The following is a 16786-nucleotide window of genomic DNA, read 5'->3' on the forward strand; positions in this document are numbered from 1 at the left end:
ATGCGTAAACGCGAGATTATAGGAGGGATACCGTGACGAAGGAACCGAAGTTGCCGCCGAAGGACGATCTGGCTGATGAGTTTCGTGAAGACCTGGAGGATTTGGTGGAGGGAGAGCTAGCGGTAGAGAACCTTACCGCAAATAAAGTCGCTTTCCTTCGCGCCTGGTTAAAAGATGATCTACACCGGGCGGGGGATTATATGCGGGGTCTGGGTGGAGAACTACTGACTCTGGAGGAGCGTGGGGGCGACTGGTTATTGAATGCAGCCGACCCCACAGAAACAGCCTGGCCCAATCTTATGCGCTGTATCCGTGAGGGCAAACCCTGGGCCCTCGCTGGGGAGATCGTGGGGGCCGATGAGGAGTTGCAGTGCCTGGGCTGCGGTTATCTCGCCCAACCGCCGAAGAATAGTCAAATTACCCCCTGCCATCGCTGTGGATATGGTTGTTTCAGGCAGATAGAAGGCGGCCTTGAGTATTGATTGAGCTGTATAAAATAGCGATCAATGTGTTGATGCCGCCGCTGGCGCCAATGCTGGGTCTGCTTGTGGCATTCTGTATTCGCTTTTTTCCAGAGGGTTCTCTACTGGAGAAGTCGTCACTGCCGCTGGCGGTTTTCTCATTTTGTCTACTTTGGCTTAGTGCCACTCCGGCTTTTTCCAGCTGGCTCGGCAAGTGTTTGGGCTCTGTGACAGATTTACCAAATACGGCGACAGCACCCAAGGCTTTGGTGGTGCTCGGAGGAGGGGTTTCCCGGGATGGCGAATCTGGATATGAAACTCTGTCCACATCCAGTTTAGAGAGGGTGCTCTGGGCGGCACAGCATGGACCAAAAGATCTGCCAATCCTGGTATCTGGTGGCCGCGTCTCACCGGATGAGCATGCCTCGGAATCGCAGCTGATGGCAGATTTACTGGATGAGTTGTCCCTCCCGGTGAGTTGGCGCGATGTTTGCAGTCACACTACCGCAGAGAACGCGGTAAACAGCGCGGAGATATTGCGCGGCGCAGGTGTGGATACTATTGTGCTCGCCACCCATTGGTGGCACATGCCCAGAGCTGCGGCGGTCTTTAAGCGAGCGGGTCTAAAGGTGCAGCCCCTACCGGTGGGCAGTATTTCTGAGTTGTTACCGAGGGCACAGGGTAGGGTTTTACACTGGATACCCAGTGCGGAGGCGCTGTTAAAAACTCAGACCTATTGGAGGGAACTGGTGGCACAGGTATGGTATCAATTTCGACCGCTTCCACAGGCCAAAAAGTGCTGAGGAACTTTTGTGGCGGAGGGGTCTCTGAGACTTATCAAGATGAGGGAGTAGGCGTCGGTAAGGGAATGCATCTGTTTTTATAGGCTAGTTGTACCAGGCAAGAAGACGTCTGGCGCCACAGATCTCACCCGCTGATTACTACTTAATATGGAGTAGCGACTGTGGATAACAACCATAACAATAAACGAGATAACCTTATGATGAAGGGCATCCCTGTTTCCTTTGCTCCCATCCAGTTACACAACCGGCTCAATCGGGCGGTATGGATCGGCTTCAAGCGTGTTGACCAGGATGGCCGAACACTTTTTTTCCTATGCGGTGGGGCCGAAAGTGGGGCTCAGTTGAATAAAAATTTCGAGACTTTTGCTGGGCAAATTGTCCGTGAATTTGGTTTCGATCCAGCGGAAGTGGAGTTTATCGAGCTGCGTATGAATGCAGAGGAATCCCAATGGTACCGTTGGCATGCACAATGGGTTGGCTCTGCGCCGATGGCTAGTCACGGAGATTTAGTCACTAGTGAATCTAGCCGACGCTATTTAACCCAGGCTCTAGAGAGCAGCGTGGTCGCGGCTTAACCTGAAAGGTTTGAGCACTTGGCAAAAATAGTCGGCTACTGGGCGCGTACCTTATTGTTAGCGCTGTCTTTATCTAGCAGATCGGCCAATGCTTGTTCCAGTGTGGGAAACTGGAAGCTGTAACCACTATCGAGGGCGGCGCGAGGTTCCACTCTCTCGCTGGCGAGGAGCAGCTCTTCGGCCATTTCCCCAAATAGTATTTTCAACAGCCAGGCGGGCGTGCGGAAAAGGCACGGGCGGTGCAGTTGTTTTGCTAGTAAGCGGCTAAAGCTGTTGTTGGTGACCGCTTCTGGGGCGCTGGCATTGAAAGGTATACACAGGCGCTGGTCAATAGCATGAAGTAGCAGCCCGACTTCGTCTTCTTCGTGAATCCAGCTCATCCAGTGCTCCCCAGAACCCATTGGCCCACCGAGTCCCAGGCGAAAAGCCGGAAGCATCTTCGGTAGTGCACCGCCCCGACTGGAGAGCACAATTGCGGTGCGTATGGTTCCTACACACATCCCAGACCTTTGCAGTGGCAGTGTGGCTGCCTCCCAGTCACGACACAGTTGGGCGGAAAATCCTCCTCCTGGAGGGCTGTCCTCCTTGAGCAATTCGCCGCCGCGATCTCCGTAATAACCGATAGCCGATCCTGAAAGGAAGTAATTAGGGCGCTCTCTTTGGGCGAGGGACCATCGCACTAGCTGTTCGGTAGTATTTAGGCGTGAATTGCGAATCTCGACGCGGCATTTCTCGGTCCATCGGGTGGAGATGGGCTCACCGGCCAGATTTACCACAACATCTACCGGTTCTCGTACCTCTTCCGGCGAGCTGCAGGCATTGACGGATTCGCCGCAGAGTTGATGCACTTTATGCGGTTGGCGACTTAATACTGTGAGAGTATCGCCGCGGGCTAGCCAGCGCTGGCAAAAGAGTCTACCAATAAGGCCGGTGCCACCACTGATCAAGCAATGCATAGACAGCCCATCCCTGCCAAAATTTCACCGGTAAATTGCATGCAGCATAGCAGTCATCACCAGTTGCGGAGCGTTTCGACAGGGTGCGGTGAAGTGATTGGTGGCAGAAGATAATTACTCGGTGATTCCCTCGGGGACGGGCCTATCAGCTTTATCGGACCGCTTGCGGCTGAAAAGTAATGCTAGGGCTAACATAGGCAGGGCCAAAGCAAACACTGAGAAAATGCCGGCGAGCATAAAAGGCGTTGAGCCGCGCATCGCGCGTATATCACCAGTCATATTTGACCGTTCAAACTGGGGCAGCTGCTCGATGATTTGCCCACGGGGGTCGACGATCGCGGTTACCCCGGTATTGGTGCCGCGCACCAGATAGCGGCCGGTTTCTAATGCGCGCATTTGCGCCATTTGCATATGTTGTAGCGGCCCTATGGAGTCGCCAAACCAAGCGTCGTTACTGATGGTTAGGAGTACCTGGGAAGAGAGGGCGCTATCCGCCACCAAGCGGGGGTAGACGATCTCATAGCAAATAAGAGGCGCCCAGCTGGCTCCCCCTGCATTTAGTGGGCCTTGCTGGTCTGGTCCGGATCGAATAAAAGAAGTGGGCAGATTGAAGAATTCAATAGTGCCCCTGATCAGGTTTTCCAGTGGGACATACTCGCCAAAAGGCACCAAGTGACGCTTGTGGTAAACACTGGGGCTGCGTCCAAAGACCGCTGCGGAGTTATGCACCTTGCGGGTACCATCCTCGGTGTTATGGGCATCGTAGAGAATACCGCTGATCAGGTCGATACCGGTTTTCTCAGCATTGCGCTGCAGGGCTTGCATCAGGTTTGGGGCTTGGCCGTAAAGCATAGGCAGTGCCGCTTCCGGCCAGATGATGACGTCCACATCCCGTTCACTCAGTGCGCGAGTGCCCTCCTGGTAGCGGCTGATGGTTTCTCCGCGAAACTCTGGCAGCCACTTTTTTTCCTGGGGAATATTTGCCTGGACCAATCCAACGGTGATTATCCCCCCCTCGGCCTGAGTCCACTGAATATTGGCGAGGGCAGCACCGAGAGGCCAGGGCAGCACTGCTGCGCCAATCAGTGCAATATGGGCCGGCCGCTTCAGGGGAGCCAAACAGCCGCCAATGGCAAGAGCAAGCACAGCTCCAGAGAGGGCCAGTAACAATCCGATTCCGTAAACACTCAATACTGGTGCCCAGCCAGACATCCAGGTTCCCAAGTGGGCATAACCGGCGAACAGCCAGGGGAAGCCGGTAAACATCCAGCTGCGGAACCACTCACTGATAAACCAGAGCGCGGCAAAGGCGAGAGCAAAGCTAAATTTGTTGGCGGTAAAGCGACCTAGAAAATAAAAAGGCGCCGCCAGAAGTGCCGCCATCAGTGCGACAAACCCACCGGTAAGCGCAAACCCCAGGGGAGACGAGGAGTTGCCGAAATTGGTGATTGAGACATAGACCCAGGAGCCACCAGTCGCATACAGGCCCAGCCCAAAACAGAAGGCCAACCAGAGGGCGCTGCGTCCGCGCATTGGTTGACCGCGGGAGGCGAACAGATACAGCCAGGCAAATAGGGTCAGGGACAGGAGTCCACATACCCAGTAATTGAAGGGGGCCAGGGAAAGCGTCATTAGCCCGCCGGCACCCGCACCGACGAGAGGTAATAGTATTCTTCGCATAGACTCGTTTAATCGGTAGCCGCAGCTGCACCTCTAGCCGAGAAAATTCTGACTAGCCAAAAAGCTGCCCTGTTCAATCTTCATCGGGCGGCTTACGCATATGGGCCACGCGCAGCAGGTGAATTTGTCGGCTGTCCGCGTAAAGTACCCGAAACAGGAAGTCTCCGAGGCGGGTGACTTCATCGCGACCTGGCAGATGGCCGAAAGACTGCATAATCAGACCGCCAACCGTATCGAATTCTTCATCGCTGAACTCGGAATCAAAAAATTCATTGAATTCCTCGATGGGTGTCAGTGCCTTGACGATATAGTCATTGTCACCCACCCGGCGGATAAAGCTATCGGCTTCTTCCTCGTCGGTTTCGTCTTCGATCTCACCGACGATCTCTTCGAGGATATCTTCAATGGTCACAACGCCGGAAACGCCGCCATATTCGTCGATTACAACGGCCATATGATAGCGATTTTCACGGAACTCCCTCAGGAGGATATTCAGGCGCTTGCTCTCAGGGATGATATTGGCCGGGCGAATAATGTCTTCGAGCTGAAATTCTTCAACGCCTTTGAGAAGTAGGGGGAGCAGGTCTTTGGCCAGCAGTATCCCACGGATATCGTCGATACTCTCACCGACTACGGGGAAGCGGGAATGGCCCGACTCGATAATCTTGGGCAGGAATGCCTCTGGTTTGTCCTGTAGCCCCACAACCACCATCTGCGAGCGGGGGATCATAATCTCCCGAACTTGCTGGTTGGACACGTCCAGGGCGCCCTCGATGATGGATAGTGCCTCGGCGTCAACCAACTGATTTTCAGCGGCGTCCTTGATGATATCCAATAGTTCATCGCGGGACTTGGGTTCGGCAGAAAATGCACCAAACAATCTTTCTAGCCAGTTTTTTTCACTCGACCGGGGTTTGCTGGAAGAGTGACTACTTGGGGGCTCGTCTGTGGTCATGGAAGTGGCCATGCTCCGGATATCTCTCGTCTATTTCAAACAATAATCGTATTTGGGTAATTTCATTTTGATCCCTTGTCATCCCGCTTCATCGAGAGGGGTGTAGGGATCGGCAAAGCCGAGATGGATCAGTAGGCCTGTCTCCAGCTTTTCCATGATTTCCGCATCGCTTTCTTCGATATGGTCATAACCCAGAAGGTGCAGTGTGCCATGGACCAGCATATGTGCCCAGTGCGCCTCAATCGTTTTGTTCTGTTGCCTCGCCTCTTTTTCCACAACTGGAGCACAAATTACTAAGTCTCCCAGCATTGGTAGGTTTAGTTCGGCGGGAAAGTCGGTTTGAAAAGACAGAACATTGGTCGGTTTGTCTTTGCCGCGATATTGAAAGTTGAGCTGTTGGCTCTCCTCTTCGTCGACGATGCGCACCGCCAGCTCAGCTTCTTCGCGTTGGCCGGACAGGGCGTTTGTGATCCAGGTGCGGATCTTTTCATCGGAAGGCAGGCTTGTGCAGCGGCTGGCACGCTGCACATCAAGGGTCAAATCAATCATAACTCTGTGGGGGAACCTCAGGCGGCATTCTCGTCGGCTTTGTTGCTGATATTAACTTCCTGCTCGGCCTCGTGAATATCGTAAGCTTCTACGATGCGCTGCACGAGAGGGTGGCGGACAACATCCTTAGCGCCGAAATGGGTAAAGCTAATACCGTTAACCTTGCCCAGGACTTCTACCGCGTGGCGCAGCCCTGAGGCCTGTCCTCGTGGCAAGTCAACCTGACTCGGATCTCCGGTAATCACCGCAGTGGAGCCGAAACCGATCCGCGTCAGGAACATTTTCATCTGCTCACGGGTGGTGTTCTGGCTCTCGTCGAGGATCACAAAGGCGTTGTTGAGGGTACGCCCGCGCATATAGGCCAGGGGAGCTACCTCAATCACATTGCGCTCGATCAGTTTGCCGACTGTTTCAAAGCCGAGCATTTCGTAGAGCGCGTCGTACAGCGGCCGCAGGTAGGGGTCCACTTTTTGGCTCAGGTCACCGGGGAGGAAACCGAGTTTTTCACCGGCTTCTACCGCCGGGCGCACCAGCAGGATGCGTTCCACCTGGTCTTTGAGTAGGGCTTCGACCGCACAGGCCACCGCCAGATAAGTCTTGCCGGTACCGGCTGGACCTATGCCGAAATTGATATCGTTGCTTTGAACCGCTTGCACATACTTGCGCTGGTTTAAGCCTCGGGGGCGCACAGAACACTTTTTGGTGCGAATCAATACCACTTGTTCGGCTTCACTGGATTCGCCCTTCTCCCCCTTACTGAGCAGTTCCTCCACACCGGCCTGCTGTAGGGCCAAGTGGATCTCATCGGGAGTTAGTTGATCGCGCGAGCCGGTTTCCTTGTAGAGAATGCTCAACAATTCACAGGCGGCCTTGGCTTTATTGGACTCACCGTAGACGGCGAACTGATTGCCGCGATTGCGGATCTCAATGTCCAGTCGCTGTTCTATTTGGCGTAGATGTTGGTCGAACTGACCGCAGAGGTTGGCGAGACGGCGAGCGTCATTGGGCTCGAGGGTGATACTGTGAGCGAGAGTTTGCGTTTCCAAACTGGTTTCCGGCACCTTAATCTGTAGGGTTCATTGCTAGGGTATACCCATTTTCCCCGGATAGGAAAGCTTTGAGTGTTACCAATAGGTTCTAACTTTACCCGATTTTAATTACAGCTTGTAATTTCAGTGGTGTTGTTAGGATATTTGGGCGGCAAGGTGTGGTTTTTAAGCATACCTTGCCAGGAGATAGGACAATCACTCTTTCCTAGAATAGGTCTTCTTCCAGCTCCGAGGTGATTAGTGTGCCGCGCAGGGAGTTAGGCAAGGCCTCCTCAATTAGGACATCGGCAAATTTACCAATCAAGGCGAGGTCATCGGCACGGAAATTAACCACTCGGTTGTTTTCGGTGCGCCCTTGCAATTGACCGGGGTCTTTCTTGGAAACTCCGGTCACCAGAACCCGCTCGGTATTGCCTACCATATGTCGCGCTATGGCTTGAGCCTGCTGGTTGATACGGCTTTGCAGTAGCTGCAGGCGCTCTTTCTTGACCTCTTCCGGGGTATCGTCGGGCAGGTCTGCTGCCGGGGTTCCCGGGCGCGGTGAGTAGATAAAACTGAAAGAGATATCAAAACCTACTTCCTGAATTAGGTTCATAGTGGCTTCGAAGTCCCTGTCAGTTTCACCGGGGAAGCCCACGATAAAGTCAGAGGATAAGCAGATATCCGGGCGTATTTTCTTCAGTCGGCGAATCTTAGACTTGTATTCCAGTGCGGTGTGGCCGCGTTTCATGGCCATCAGAATGCGGTCGGAACCACTTTGTACCGGAAGATGCAAGTGGCTGACCAGTTCCGGTACCTGTGCATAGACGTCGATCAAGGCGTCCGAGAACTCCACCGGGTGCGAGGTGGTGTAGCGGATGCGGTCGATACCGTCTATAGCTGCCACATAGGTGATCAACTCGGCGAAATCCACCTCTTGCCCATCCACGCCTGCAGCGCGGTAGGCATTGACGTTCTGGCCCAGCAGGTTGACTTCCCGCACGCCCTGTTCTGCCAGGTGGGCGACTTCCTCAAGGACATCGGCAACTGGCCGGCTCACTTCTTCGCCGCGGGTATAGGGCACTACGCAGAAGGTGCAATACTTGGAGCAGCCTTCCATAATGGAGACGAAGGCGGTGGCGCCATCGGCTTCGGGCTGCGGCAGTCGGTCAAACTTCTCGATCTCCGGGAAGCTGATATCCACAACCACCACACCATTTTTCTGCTCTCTGGTTTCCATCATCTCCGGCAGGCGATGCAGAGTTTGTGGACCGAAAATCAGGTCAACATAGGGGGCGCGCTTGGCGATTGCCTCTCCCTCCTGGCTGGCTACGCAGCCGCCAACACCAATAACCAGCTCGGGATTTTTCTCCTTGAGGCGTCTCCAGCGACCCAGCTGGTGGAATAACTTTTCCTGTGCCTTCTCGCGAATAGAACAGGTGTTGACCAGTAGTACGTCCGCCTCTTCGGGATCGTCGGTGGGTACCATCGCATGTGACTCGCCGAGCAGATCGCGCATCCTGGCGGAATCGTACTCATTCATTTGGCAGCCGTGGGTTTTGATGTATAGCTTTTTCGCCGGTGTATCGGACATATCGTGCCTGATTAAAAACTGGTCAATTAAACGGGTGGGGCATTATAGCGACAGGACCCGGCACTGCATAGATGGCTATATTAGCGCTTGAGAACCTGTGCTATTCTTGCGCGCTTTTTCGGGCTTTGCCCGTTTTCTGAACAACTTTGAGCTTCGGGGTATTCCCCATCCTGAGAGACTTATGGCCAACCCGATATATAAAGTGATTTTCCACAACCAGAACCAGGTATATGAACTCTATGCCCGGGCGATTTATCAGAGCGATATGTACGGCTTTATCGAGGTCGAGGAATTCGTATTCGGGGAGAAGGCCCAGCTGGTAGTGGACCCTAGCGAAGAAAAGCTGAAAACCGAGTTTGCCTCGGTAACTCGTTCCTATATTCCAATGCACAGTATTGTGCGAATCGATGAAGTGGAGAAAGAGGGAACCGGCAAAATTGTCGAGGTTAAAGGCGATAAAGTAACCAAATTCCCCTTCGCACCGCCCATTCGCCATCCCCAAGATACCGAATAATCAGCCTTTCTTTTCACCGGATCAGCGGGCTTTGGGCCAGGCTGATTCGGGCGCCTAAAACCCTCGCAGTCGGCCGGGTTTCACTGCAATATAAGCTTCAATAAAGGTCCTCCGGACTGTCATCAAATCGCTGCAAAGTGACTGCCCAGGCGATCATCGGCCTTATTAGTATTTGACTGATATCTAATAAGTGTCCGTCTGTTCGCGGCTTGTAAGCTATTGATTGATAACCTCCACTGTAGCGCCCGGATTGGTGCCAGTCGGGCTGGTTATCAGCCTCTAAGCGAGTTGATTACGGGTTAAAGGCTGGAACCTTGCTATGAGCAATCGCTACCGCGCGCTGTGGATATCGGATGTCCATTTGGGTAGTAGAGACAGTGAGCCCCGCCGATTGGCAGATTTCCTGGCACAAAATCGTGCCGATAAGGTTTACCTGGTGGGGGATATTTTCGATATGTACGCCCTGTCTAAAGGGAAAGGCACCTGGTGTCAGGCATCTTCCATGTTGCTGGGTATGCTCTCGGAGTTGAGCAGTCTTACTCCGGAGGTCATTTATATTCCCGGAAATCACGATGCCCCCATGCGCAGCTGGACGGGTAAACGTCTGGGTAATATCCGCATCGAGCGCGATTGGATTCACACAGCGGCTAACGGTAAACGTTACTGGGTAACCCACGGAGACCAATTTGAACACCACATCAAAATTAATCCGGTCAGTTACCACATTGGGGATCGCAGTTACTATCTGATGTTGCGATTTAACCGCTGGATTAATTACTGGCGCAGTCGTTTCAATAAGCCCTGGTGGTCTCTGGCAAGTCAGGTAAAAAACCGTGTGGGCGCTGCCAGGCAAATGATGAATGATTTCGAAAATGTCGCCGTGGGTGAGGCAGTGGCCAAAGGCATGGATGGGGTTATCTGTGGACACATTCATCGCCCGGCACTGCGCAGCAAAAACATGGGCGAGCGCACCGTGACCTACGCTAACTGCGGTGACTGGGTCGATTCGATGAGTGCCGTGGTAGAACAACAAGATGGCAGCCTGGAACTGCTCCATTGGTACCGGGCCCCAAAAATAGCCAGCATAATGACAGAGGTGGTGGCCGCATGATTCAGCTCGAAACACTGTTGCAAAAAAATGCCTGGTATAGCGCAGCGCCGCAAAAGCCAACACGGAAACTGGTATCCGCCACTCTTAAAAAAATTTGTTGTGAGGAGCAGATTGTAGAGTTTGGGCGGCGCTATCCCCATCTGGGAGGGCTGGATTTTATTCGCCAGCTATTTAGCGACCTCAATTTCCGCTATGAATTAAATCCTTCGGAATTGGAACGGGTGCCGGTGACAGGGCCCCTGATTATTGTGGCAAACCACCCGTTGGGCAGTCTGGATGGCCTAGCCTTAATCGATATGGTTGCCCGTGTGCGCAAGGATGTGCGTGCAATTGCCAGCCAACTTTTATGGAATATTCATCCGCTGCGTCCCTATTTTTTGCCGGTGGATAACTTTAACGGGCGTACCCGCCGTGCGGATGTGCAGGGAATCTACGATTATCTGGGGCAGGGTGGGGCAGTGATTATTTTCCCCGCCGGTGAGGTTTCGCGCCTCAGTCCCCAGGGCGTGCGTGATGGGCGCTGGAATCCTGGATTTGTACGTTTTGCTGAGAAGGCGAATGCGCCGATTCTACCAGTACAAGTACTCGGCAGAAATTCCTGGTGGTTCTATGGCTTGTCAATGCTGAATAAGCCCCTTTCGACCCTCTGGCTGATTCGAGAAATGTTCAAGCAGGCCAGTCGTGGCATCGATATCCGAGTTGGTCGCCCCCTGGAAGCAGAACACTTTCGTAGCTGGCCGCTCACTCCGCGCGCCCAGGCCGCGCTATGGCGCAAACATGTATACACACTGCATCGATCTCCCGCCCCTCTGGGGCCGGAGCTTATCGCTGCTGCGGAGCCTCGAGGTGAAGTGGAAAGAGTCATCGAAAGCTGTGAAGCCCTAACTGCCCAAGGTGATTTTTCCGTGCGCTTGTATCGCCAGAGACCGGACTGCCCGGTTATGCGTGAGTTGGCGCGTACACGTGAAGTGGCGTTCCGCGCAGTGGGTGAGGGAACAGGGCAGAGTCGGGACTGGGACGCTTTCGATGCGCACTATGACCACTTGTTACTGTGGGACCATAAGCATGGGCAAATAGCTGGTGCTTATCGCATTGCTGGCACCGAGAGTCTGGCCGAGGATGAAATCTACAGCAGCACCCTGTTCAATTACCCCTCTCCACCGCGTCAGTGCCTGCCTAGATCAGCGGAACTGGGCCGCAGTTTCTTGCTGCCTGAATACTGGAGAGGAAAGGGCTTGGACCTGCTTTGGAGTGCTATCGGTCAGTGGGTTTTACGCAATAATGTGCGCTATTTATTTGGCCCTGTCTCAATGCCGGGAACATTTTCGGTGCGGGCCAAGTCGGCGATCGTAAGATACTTCTCCCATTATTTCGCTCCGCAAAACTCACTGGGCGATGCGCGCCTGCCATTCTTGCAGGCCGGTGCGCCACTGCCAGATCTTTCGGGGGACTCCATCGCAGATATGCGCCAGTTAAAGTTGGTGTTGCGTGAAGAGGGGGTGGTTTTACCGCCGCTTTTCAAAAAATATGCGGCATTGACCAAGCCGGGCGGGACCAGTTTTCACGCCTTTAATGTCGATCCGGATTTCTGTGATTCCGTCGATGGGCTTGTGGTAGTTGACTTGGATCTGGCCGATGAGAAATTCGCACGGCGCTATCTCTCCAGGGAAAATGCTGCTTAATTCAAAAGGGCGGTTATAAGAGCCGCCCTTTTATTAATGGCCACAATTATTTAAGGCCGTTATCCGGCCTTTCGCAATTGCTCCAGTTTTTGGCGCACACTGGCCAGTTTTACACACAGCACGAACACAGACATGGCGGTATCGAGTTCCTCCAATGGGGGGAAACTCGGTGCTATGCGGATGTTGCTATCTTCAGGGTCTTCGCCGTAGGGGAAGGTGGCTCCGGCTGGAGTCAGCTTTACTCCGGCCTCCGCTGCCAGTTTGACCACTGCCCTGGCACAGCCTGGAATAGTGTTGAAAGAGACAAAATAGCCTCCTTCAGGTTTTTCCCATTGACCTAATTGCGTATCTCCCAAACCGTTGTGCAGGTGCTCCAGCACGCAGTCAAACTTGGGCTTTAGGATATTGGCATGCTTACGCATGTGTTCCTTAAGGGTGGTGAACTCGGTAAAGAAGCGCGAGTGGCGCAGTTGGTTCACTTTATCTGGGCCAATAGTCATCGCTTGCATCTGTTGTTGCAAGGATTGCAGGTTAGCACTGCTGGCGCTGACAAATGCCACACCTGCCCCCGCATGGGTCACTTTGGAGGTGGAGGCAAACTGAAGCACTGAGTCCACTGTGTCACTTTCCAAGGCGGCCGCACGGATGCTGGCGAGGCTGACATAGTGGCCCAGGTCGTGCACGGCATAGGCGTTGTCCCAGAAAATACGAAAGCCCGGATTGGCGATTTGCCCCAGTTGGGCCAGGCGCTCTACGGTTTCATTGCTGTAGGTGACGCCATTGGGGTTGGAATACTTAGGCACGCACCAGATGCCGATAATTTCGTTGTCTTCACGAATATGTTTTTCCACAAGGTCCATATCCGGCCCCTGCGCATTCATTGGGATATTGATCATGCCGATCCCCAACTGCTCACAGATGGAGAAGTGTCTATCGTATCCAGGCACCGGGCAGAGGAACTTCGGCGCTTTGAGTTCGCGCCAGGGGGTATTACCGGCAAAGCCGAACAGGTAGCCGGTCAACACCGCGTGATACATCAGGGTGAGCGAGCTATTGCCTCCGGCAATGACTTCTTCCGTGGGCACCTGGAGTATATCCGCGCCTAGTTCACGGGCGCAGGTGAGTCCGGTCAAACCGCCGTAATTGCGGGTGTCGGTCCCGCCGGCGGCGCGGTAATCGTTGCAGAGGATGCCGTCGAGCTTATCGGATAAATTTAACTGTTCGGCTGAAGGCTTGCCGCGGGTGATATCCAGATTCAGTTCGTGTTGGCGGATGCGCTCGTAGTGGGTGCTCAGCTCTTTCTCCCACTCCGCTAACTGGTTGATACTGGCGGATTCGATTTGCACGTGATGTCCCCTGACTGGTCATTAGAGGTGGCGAGCTTAGCAGTATGGGCCTGACTTCGTCAGCCCCATAGTTGAGTATTTAGGGGTTCCTTTTGCCGGTATGTGGAAGTATCCCTCACTGGGGATCGGCTCTTTTTATCTTTGTTTTCCGGCCGGTTTACTGGTTGGCCAGGGAGTGGAAATCCTGGGCATACTCTCTCAAGGTACGGCTGAGGTGGCGGCGCTGTTCAAGGCTGGTGCTGGTTAATATTTTTCTTGCCAGTACCTGCGCCTGCTGCTGGCGTTGCTCCTGGGCCTGACGATATTCAGGTGACCAGAGCTGTTCCGGGTTAAGCAGTAGGCTGCGGATTTTTTCCAGGTATCCCTCAGGTTTAGTGCGCAACAAATCGAAGGTTTTTGATTGCCAGAGCCTTCGCTGTTCGATGCGCTGCAGGGGGCTGTATTCCATTTTGGAGATCCAGGCGGTAATCAGGTTTTTCTGCTCTTCGGTTAGGGTGCCGAGCCAGCGAACACTTTCCCTGCGGATAATCTTGTCACGTTTCTGTTGTATTTTTTCCGGTGATCGCTGCCATTTTTCCAAGGCTTTTTGCTCTTTTCTCCACATGTTGCCCTGCAGCTCATTGATTTGCTGCTCATTTAACTGCGCCGCTAGTGGCAATATCAGGTTGTAAGCATTTTCACTGGTGGCTGTTAAAAATTGATGGACCTGCTCTTCAACAGGTTGTAACTGCGGGTTTTCCAGTGCGCCTTCATCGACCCTTTCCGCCAGATTATTCAGGAAGTCGGCGTAGCGGGGAAGTTGGGTTTGTCGGTGCCAGCGAAAGAAGCTGTTGAGGGCGCCCTGTAGCTCACTCTTTTGGGTGCTATCCAGCTCCACATATTTTTGGGCTTTCCAACGAATCCAATAATCCACGTTGTTATAGGCAAATTGGATGCTGGAACAACTATTGATAAATAGTGCTAAGAGCAGAAGTGCAATAACACGCCAAAATTGGTGTATTGGCGTGCCATCCGGTTGTGTCATCGACTTTTCCTATAGGCATTGCCCGACTGATGCCGGGGAATTATTAGAAAGCATAGATGATCGGGTTGTACGTTTCTTATGGCGTGAGATTATTCGTTTCTTCTTGTGTGTAACTGGACTCCCGGAGCCTTGCCAAATCCGTCATTAGCAGCACCTGGGTTGAATGGATAAAAAAGGTGACAATGACATTTCTTGCCGTCATCACAGTCGCTCACTGTGGCTAGCCAGCACATAGACTGATAGTTGTAATTCTCCCTTTTTAAGCGCAGGTGAATTCGGTTGTAGAGGGAGGAATAGGCAGCCTGAGTGAATGATGGAATGACTACGACGATCATGGAGGCCGAAGCCCGTGAGGCTCCGGCGAGAATTGCTGAGCAGTTACAAAGCAATGCCAAAGTCATGGAGCAACTTGGGGAGCGCTTGCGGGCTCATGCCCCGCGCTTTGTCATGATTGTCGGGCGTGGCTCTTCCGATCATGCCGGTGTCTTTGCTAAGTATTTGATAGAAATAGAAACTGGGACCCCTACTTTTGCCGCAGCACCCTCGGTTTCCAGTGTGTATGGCCGCCAGCTTAAATTGGAAGGGGCATTGGTATTGGTGATCTCCCAGTCGGGGCGCAGCCCAGATATCCTCGCTCAGGCCAAGATGGCCAAGGAGTGCGGCGCCTATACCGTGGCCTTGGTAAACGATGAACAGGCGCCAATCAAGGATGTCGTCGATTTGCTGATTCCTTTGAAGGCGGGCCCGGAGAAAGCGGTGGCGGCTACCAAAAGTTATCTGGCCACACTCTCGGCAATTTTGCAGCTGGTGGCCTGCTGGAGTGGTGACAGGGTCCTGCGAGAAGCGCTGGAAAAATTGCCCGAAACTCTACAGAAGGCGGTAAGCGCAGAGATTCAACTGAGACCTGAAGATCTGGCCTCGGTACAGAACCTGGTGGTGCTCGGGCGTGGCCCCGGTTATGCCATAACCCGAGAGCTGGCGCTGAAGTTGAAGGAAGTTTGCAATATTCACGCGGAGTCTTTCTCCAGTGCGGAGTTTTTACACGGACCGGTTACTCTCGTTGAGGACAAGCTGACCGTAGTCAATGTCCCTATCGAGGACGAGTCATTTAAGGCACACAGCGAGCAGATAGATGACATAGTGCATAGGGGGGCAAGCCTGATCAATCTACACGTGCCCAGCAAAGGGGTACATCCCCGCATCGCACCCCTGGCTTTGCTGCAGCGCTTTTATATCGATGTTGCCCATGTGGCCGTAAATCGCGGCATTAATCCCGATGAGCCGGCGGGACTGAAAAAGGTCACACAGACCGTGTAATAATCTTCCGGAAATTCAACTGTAAAAAATATTCAGTGTTAAGGAGGGGCTGTGGCTTTTGCCTTGGTCGCAGAAAAACTTTTTGATGGCGAGCAAATCCAGGAGGATGTATCCCTGGTTGTGGGCGATGACGGCCGCATTGTTTCCATTGGTGAAGACCTACAGGACTCATCAGCTTATATCCGCGGACTGCTGGCCCCTGGGCTAGTGGATATACAGGTGAATGGTGGTGGAGGAGTACTGTTTAACCAGGAGCCCACTGTCGCCGGGTTGCGCACCATGGCTGAAGCCCATGCCCGCTTTGGCACTACCGCCTTTTTGCCCACTCTGATTACCGACCGCCTTGATGTTATGCAGAGTGCCGCAGATGCGGTCAGTTCCGCACTGCGTCAGCGGGTGCCAGGTGTGGTTGGTATCCATTTTGAAGGGCCGCACTTGAGTGTGCCGAAGAAGGGCACCCATGAGCAGTCATTTATCCGCCCTCTCAGTGATAAAGAGTGGGAGATTTATGGGCGAAAAGATCTGGGCATCAAGGTGGTTACCCTGGCGCCGGAAACTGTACCTATGGAGGATATCCACAGGCTGGCCTCGCTGGGGGTGCGGGTTTGCCTGGGGCACTCCAATGCGGATGGTCAAACCGTAAATTCGGCATTACAGGCTGGTGCTGTGGGTTTTACGCATTTGTACAATGCCATGTCGCCATTACACTCCCGCGAGCCCGGTATGGTGGGTTCTGCCTTAATTAGCGATAAGGCCTGGTGCGGCATTATTGCCGATGGCCATCATGTCAGTGCTGAGGCCATTACTCTGGCTCTCAAGGCCAAGCCGCGTGGAAAACTTCTACTAGTTACCGATGCCATGTCTCTGGTGGGAAGCGATGCGCTCAGTTTCCCACTGTTTGATCGGGTGGTGACCCGAGAGGGGGACAAGCTGACTTCCAGTACCGGTGAGCTGGCCGGTTCACACCTGGATATGATGGGAGCGGTGCGCAATATCAGCGATTGGTGTGATTTGGATATTTATGAATCCCTGCGCATGGCGAGCCTCTACCCGTCCCAGTTTCTGGGCTTGCAAAGCGGCAAGATTGCGCCCGGTGCCAGAGCGGATTTCATTTTGCTGGATCGGGATTTACAGGTGCAGAAAACCTGGATAGGGGGGCGCCAGGTTTATGGTGATTAACGCTTTGACTTT

Annotated in this window: 16 protein-coding genes; 8 read left to right on the forward strand and 8 right to left on the reverse strand. The window is 53.5% G+C overall.

Features of this window, described 5'->3' with window-relative positions; translation table 11 throughout:
* Window positions 1–32 precede the first annotated feature (32 nt).
* From LC073_RS02845 to LC073_RS02855, 3 genes are all read left to right on the forward strand, one after another.
* On the forward strand, window positions 33–482 hold the full coding sequence (locus tag LC073_RS02845) for a zinc ribbon-containing protein (protein WP_226643176.1): 450 nt from the start codon (window positions 33–35) through the stop codon (window positions 480–482).
* Window positions 479–1264 (forward strand): YdcF family protein, encoded by a 786-nt coding sequence (locus LC073_RS02850; protein WP_226643178.1) that lies wholly within the window; start codon window positions 479–481, stop codon window positions 1262–1264. The genes LC073_RS02845 and LC073_RS02850 overlap by 4 nt, the downstream gene beginning before the upstream one ends.
* Before the next feature lie 161 nt (window positions 1265–1425).
* Window positions 1426–1839 (forward strand): hypothetical protein, encoded by a 414-nt coding sequence (locus LC073_RS02855; protein ID WP_226643180.1) that lies wholly within the window; start codon window positions 1426–1428, stop codon window positions 1837–1839.
* A 35-nt stretch (window positions 1840–1874) separates the two neighbouring features.
* On the opposite strand, the gene LC073_RS02860 is transcribed toward LC073_RS02855, so the two are convergent.
* The 6 genes from LC073_RS02860 to miaB all read right to left on the reverse strand — a co-directional run bounded on the left by LC073_RS02860 (window position 1875) and on the right by miaB (window position 8601).
* Window positions 1875–2795 carry a TIGR01777 family oxidoreductase gene (locus tag LC073_RS02860; RefSeq protein WP_226643182.1) on the reverse strand — a complete coding sequence of 307 codons (921 nt, stop codon included), beginning with the start codon at window positions 2793–2795 and terminating at the stop codon, window positions 1875–1877.
* Between the two features lie 114 nt (window positions 2796–2909).
* Complete coding sequence (lnt, locus tag LC073_RS02865; RefSeq protein ID WP_226643184.1) at window positions 2910–4475, reverse strand: apolipoprotein N-acyltransferase; 1566 nt, start codon at window positions 4473–4475, stop codon at window positions 2910–2912.
* A 73-nt stretch (window positions 4476–4548) separates the two neighbouring features.
* Window positions 4549–5442, reverse strand: coding sequence for an HlyC/CorC family transporter (locus LC073_RS02870; RefSeq protein WP_413231424.1), 894 nt, complete (start codon window positions 5440–5442; stop codon window positions 4549–4551).
* Between the two features lie 66 nt (window positions 5443–5508).
* On the reverse strand, window positions 5509–5979 hold the full coding sequence (gene ybeY, locus LC073_RS02875; protein WP_226643191.1) for an rRNA maturation RNase YbeY: 471 nt from the start codon (window positions 5977–5979) through the stop codon (window positions 5509–5511).
* 17 nt (window positions 5980–5996) lie between these two features.
* Complete coding sequence (locus LC073_RS02880; RefSeq protein ID WP_226643193.1) at window positions 5997–7025, reverse strand: PhoH family protein; 1029 nt, start codon at window positions 7023–7025, stop codon at window positions 5997–5999.
* Between the two features lie 208 nt (window positions 7026–7233).
* Window positions 7234–8601: a tRNA (N6-isopentenyl adenosine(37)-C2)-methylthiotransferase MiaB gene (gene miaB, locus LC073_RS02885; protein ID WP_226643195.1), complete on the reverse strand. Its 1368-nt coding sequence runs from the start codon at window positions 8599–8601 to the stop codon at window positions 7234–7236.
* Window positions 8602–8782: 181 nt separating this feature from the next.
* On the opposite strand from miaB, the gene LC073_RS02890 reads away from it, so the two are divergent.
* The 3 genes from LC073_RS02890 to LC073_RS02900 all read left to right on the forward strand — a co-directional run bounded on the left by LC073_RS02890 (window position 8783) and on the right by LC073_RS02900 (window position 11908).
* Window positions 8783–9115 (forward strand): DUF1820 family protein, encoded by a 333-nt coding sequence (locus LC073_RS02890; RefSeq protein ID WP_226643197.1) that lies wholly within the window; start codon window positions 8783–8785, stop codon window positions 9113–9115.
* 319 nt (window positions 9116–9434) lie between these two features.
* The gene (locus LC073_RS02895; protein WP_226643199.1) at window positions 9435–10226 is read left to right on the forward strand and encodes a UDP-2,3-diacylglucosamine diphosphatase; all 792 of its coding nucleotides are present in this window, start codon (window positions 9435–9437) and stop codon (window positions 10224–10226) included.
* Entirely contained in the window at window positions 10223–11908 is a 1686-nt protein-coding gene (locus LC073_RS02900; RefSeq protein ID WP_226643201.1) for a lysophospholipid acyltransferase family protein, read from the forward strand. Before LC073_RS02895 ends, LC073_RS02900 begins: the two co-directional genes overlap by 4 nt.
* A 59-nt stretch (window positions 11909–11967) precedes the next feature.
* Here LC073_RS02900 and LC073_RS02905 read toward each other — a convergent pair whose 3' ends face one another.
* Window positions 11968–13254 carry an aminotransferase class I/II-fold pyridoxal phosphate-dependent enzyme gene (locus LC073_RS02905; protein WP_226643203.1) on the reverse strand — a complete coding sequence of 429 codons (1287 nt, stop codon included), beginning with the start codon at window positions 13252–13254 and terminating at the stop codon, window positions 11968–11970.
* Window positions 13255–13411: 157 nt separating this feature from the next.
* Window positions 13412–14278, reverse strand: coding sequence for a DUF6279 family lipoprotein (locus LC073_RS02910; RefSeq protein ID WP_226643205.1), 867 nt, complete (start codon window positions 14276–14278; stop codon window positions 13412–13414).
* A 318-nt stretch (window positions 14279–14596) separates the two neighbouring features.
* On the opposite strand from LC073_RS02910, the gene nagB-II reads away from it, so the two are divergent.
* Both nagB-II and nagA read left to right on the forward strand, forming a co-directional pair.
* Window positions 14597–15595, forward strand: coding sequence for a glucosamine-6-phosphate deaminase NagB-II (nagB-II, locus tag LC073_RS02915; protein ID WP_226643207.1), 999 nt, complete (start codon window positions 14597–14599; stop codon window positions 15593–15595).
* A gap of 51 nt (window positions 15596–15646) precedes the next feature.
* The gene (nagA, locus tag LC073_RS02920; protein WP_226643209.1) at window positions 15647–16774 is read left to right on the forward strand and encodes an N-acetylglucosamine-6-phosphate deacetylase; all 1128 of its coding nucleotides are present in this window, start codon (window positions 15647–15649) and stop codon (window positions 16772–16774) included.
* Window positions 16775–16786: the final 12 nt, after the last annotated feature.

This window comes from Microbulbifer variabilis, assembly GCF_020524905.1.
Classification (GTDB): domain Bacteria; phylum Pseudomonadota; class Gammaproteobacteria; order Pseudomonadales; family Cellvibrionaceae; genus Microbulbifer; species Microbulbifer variabilis_A.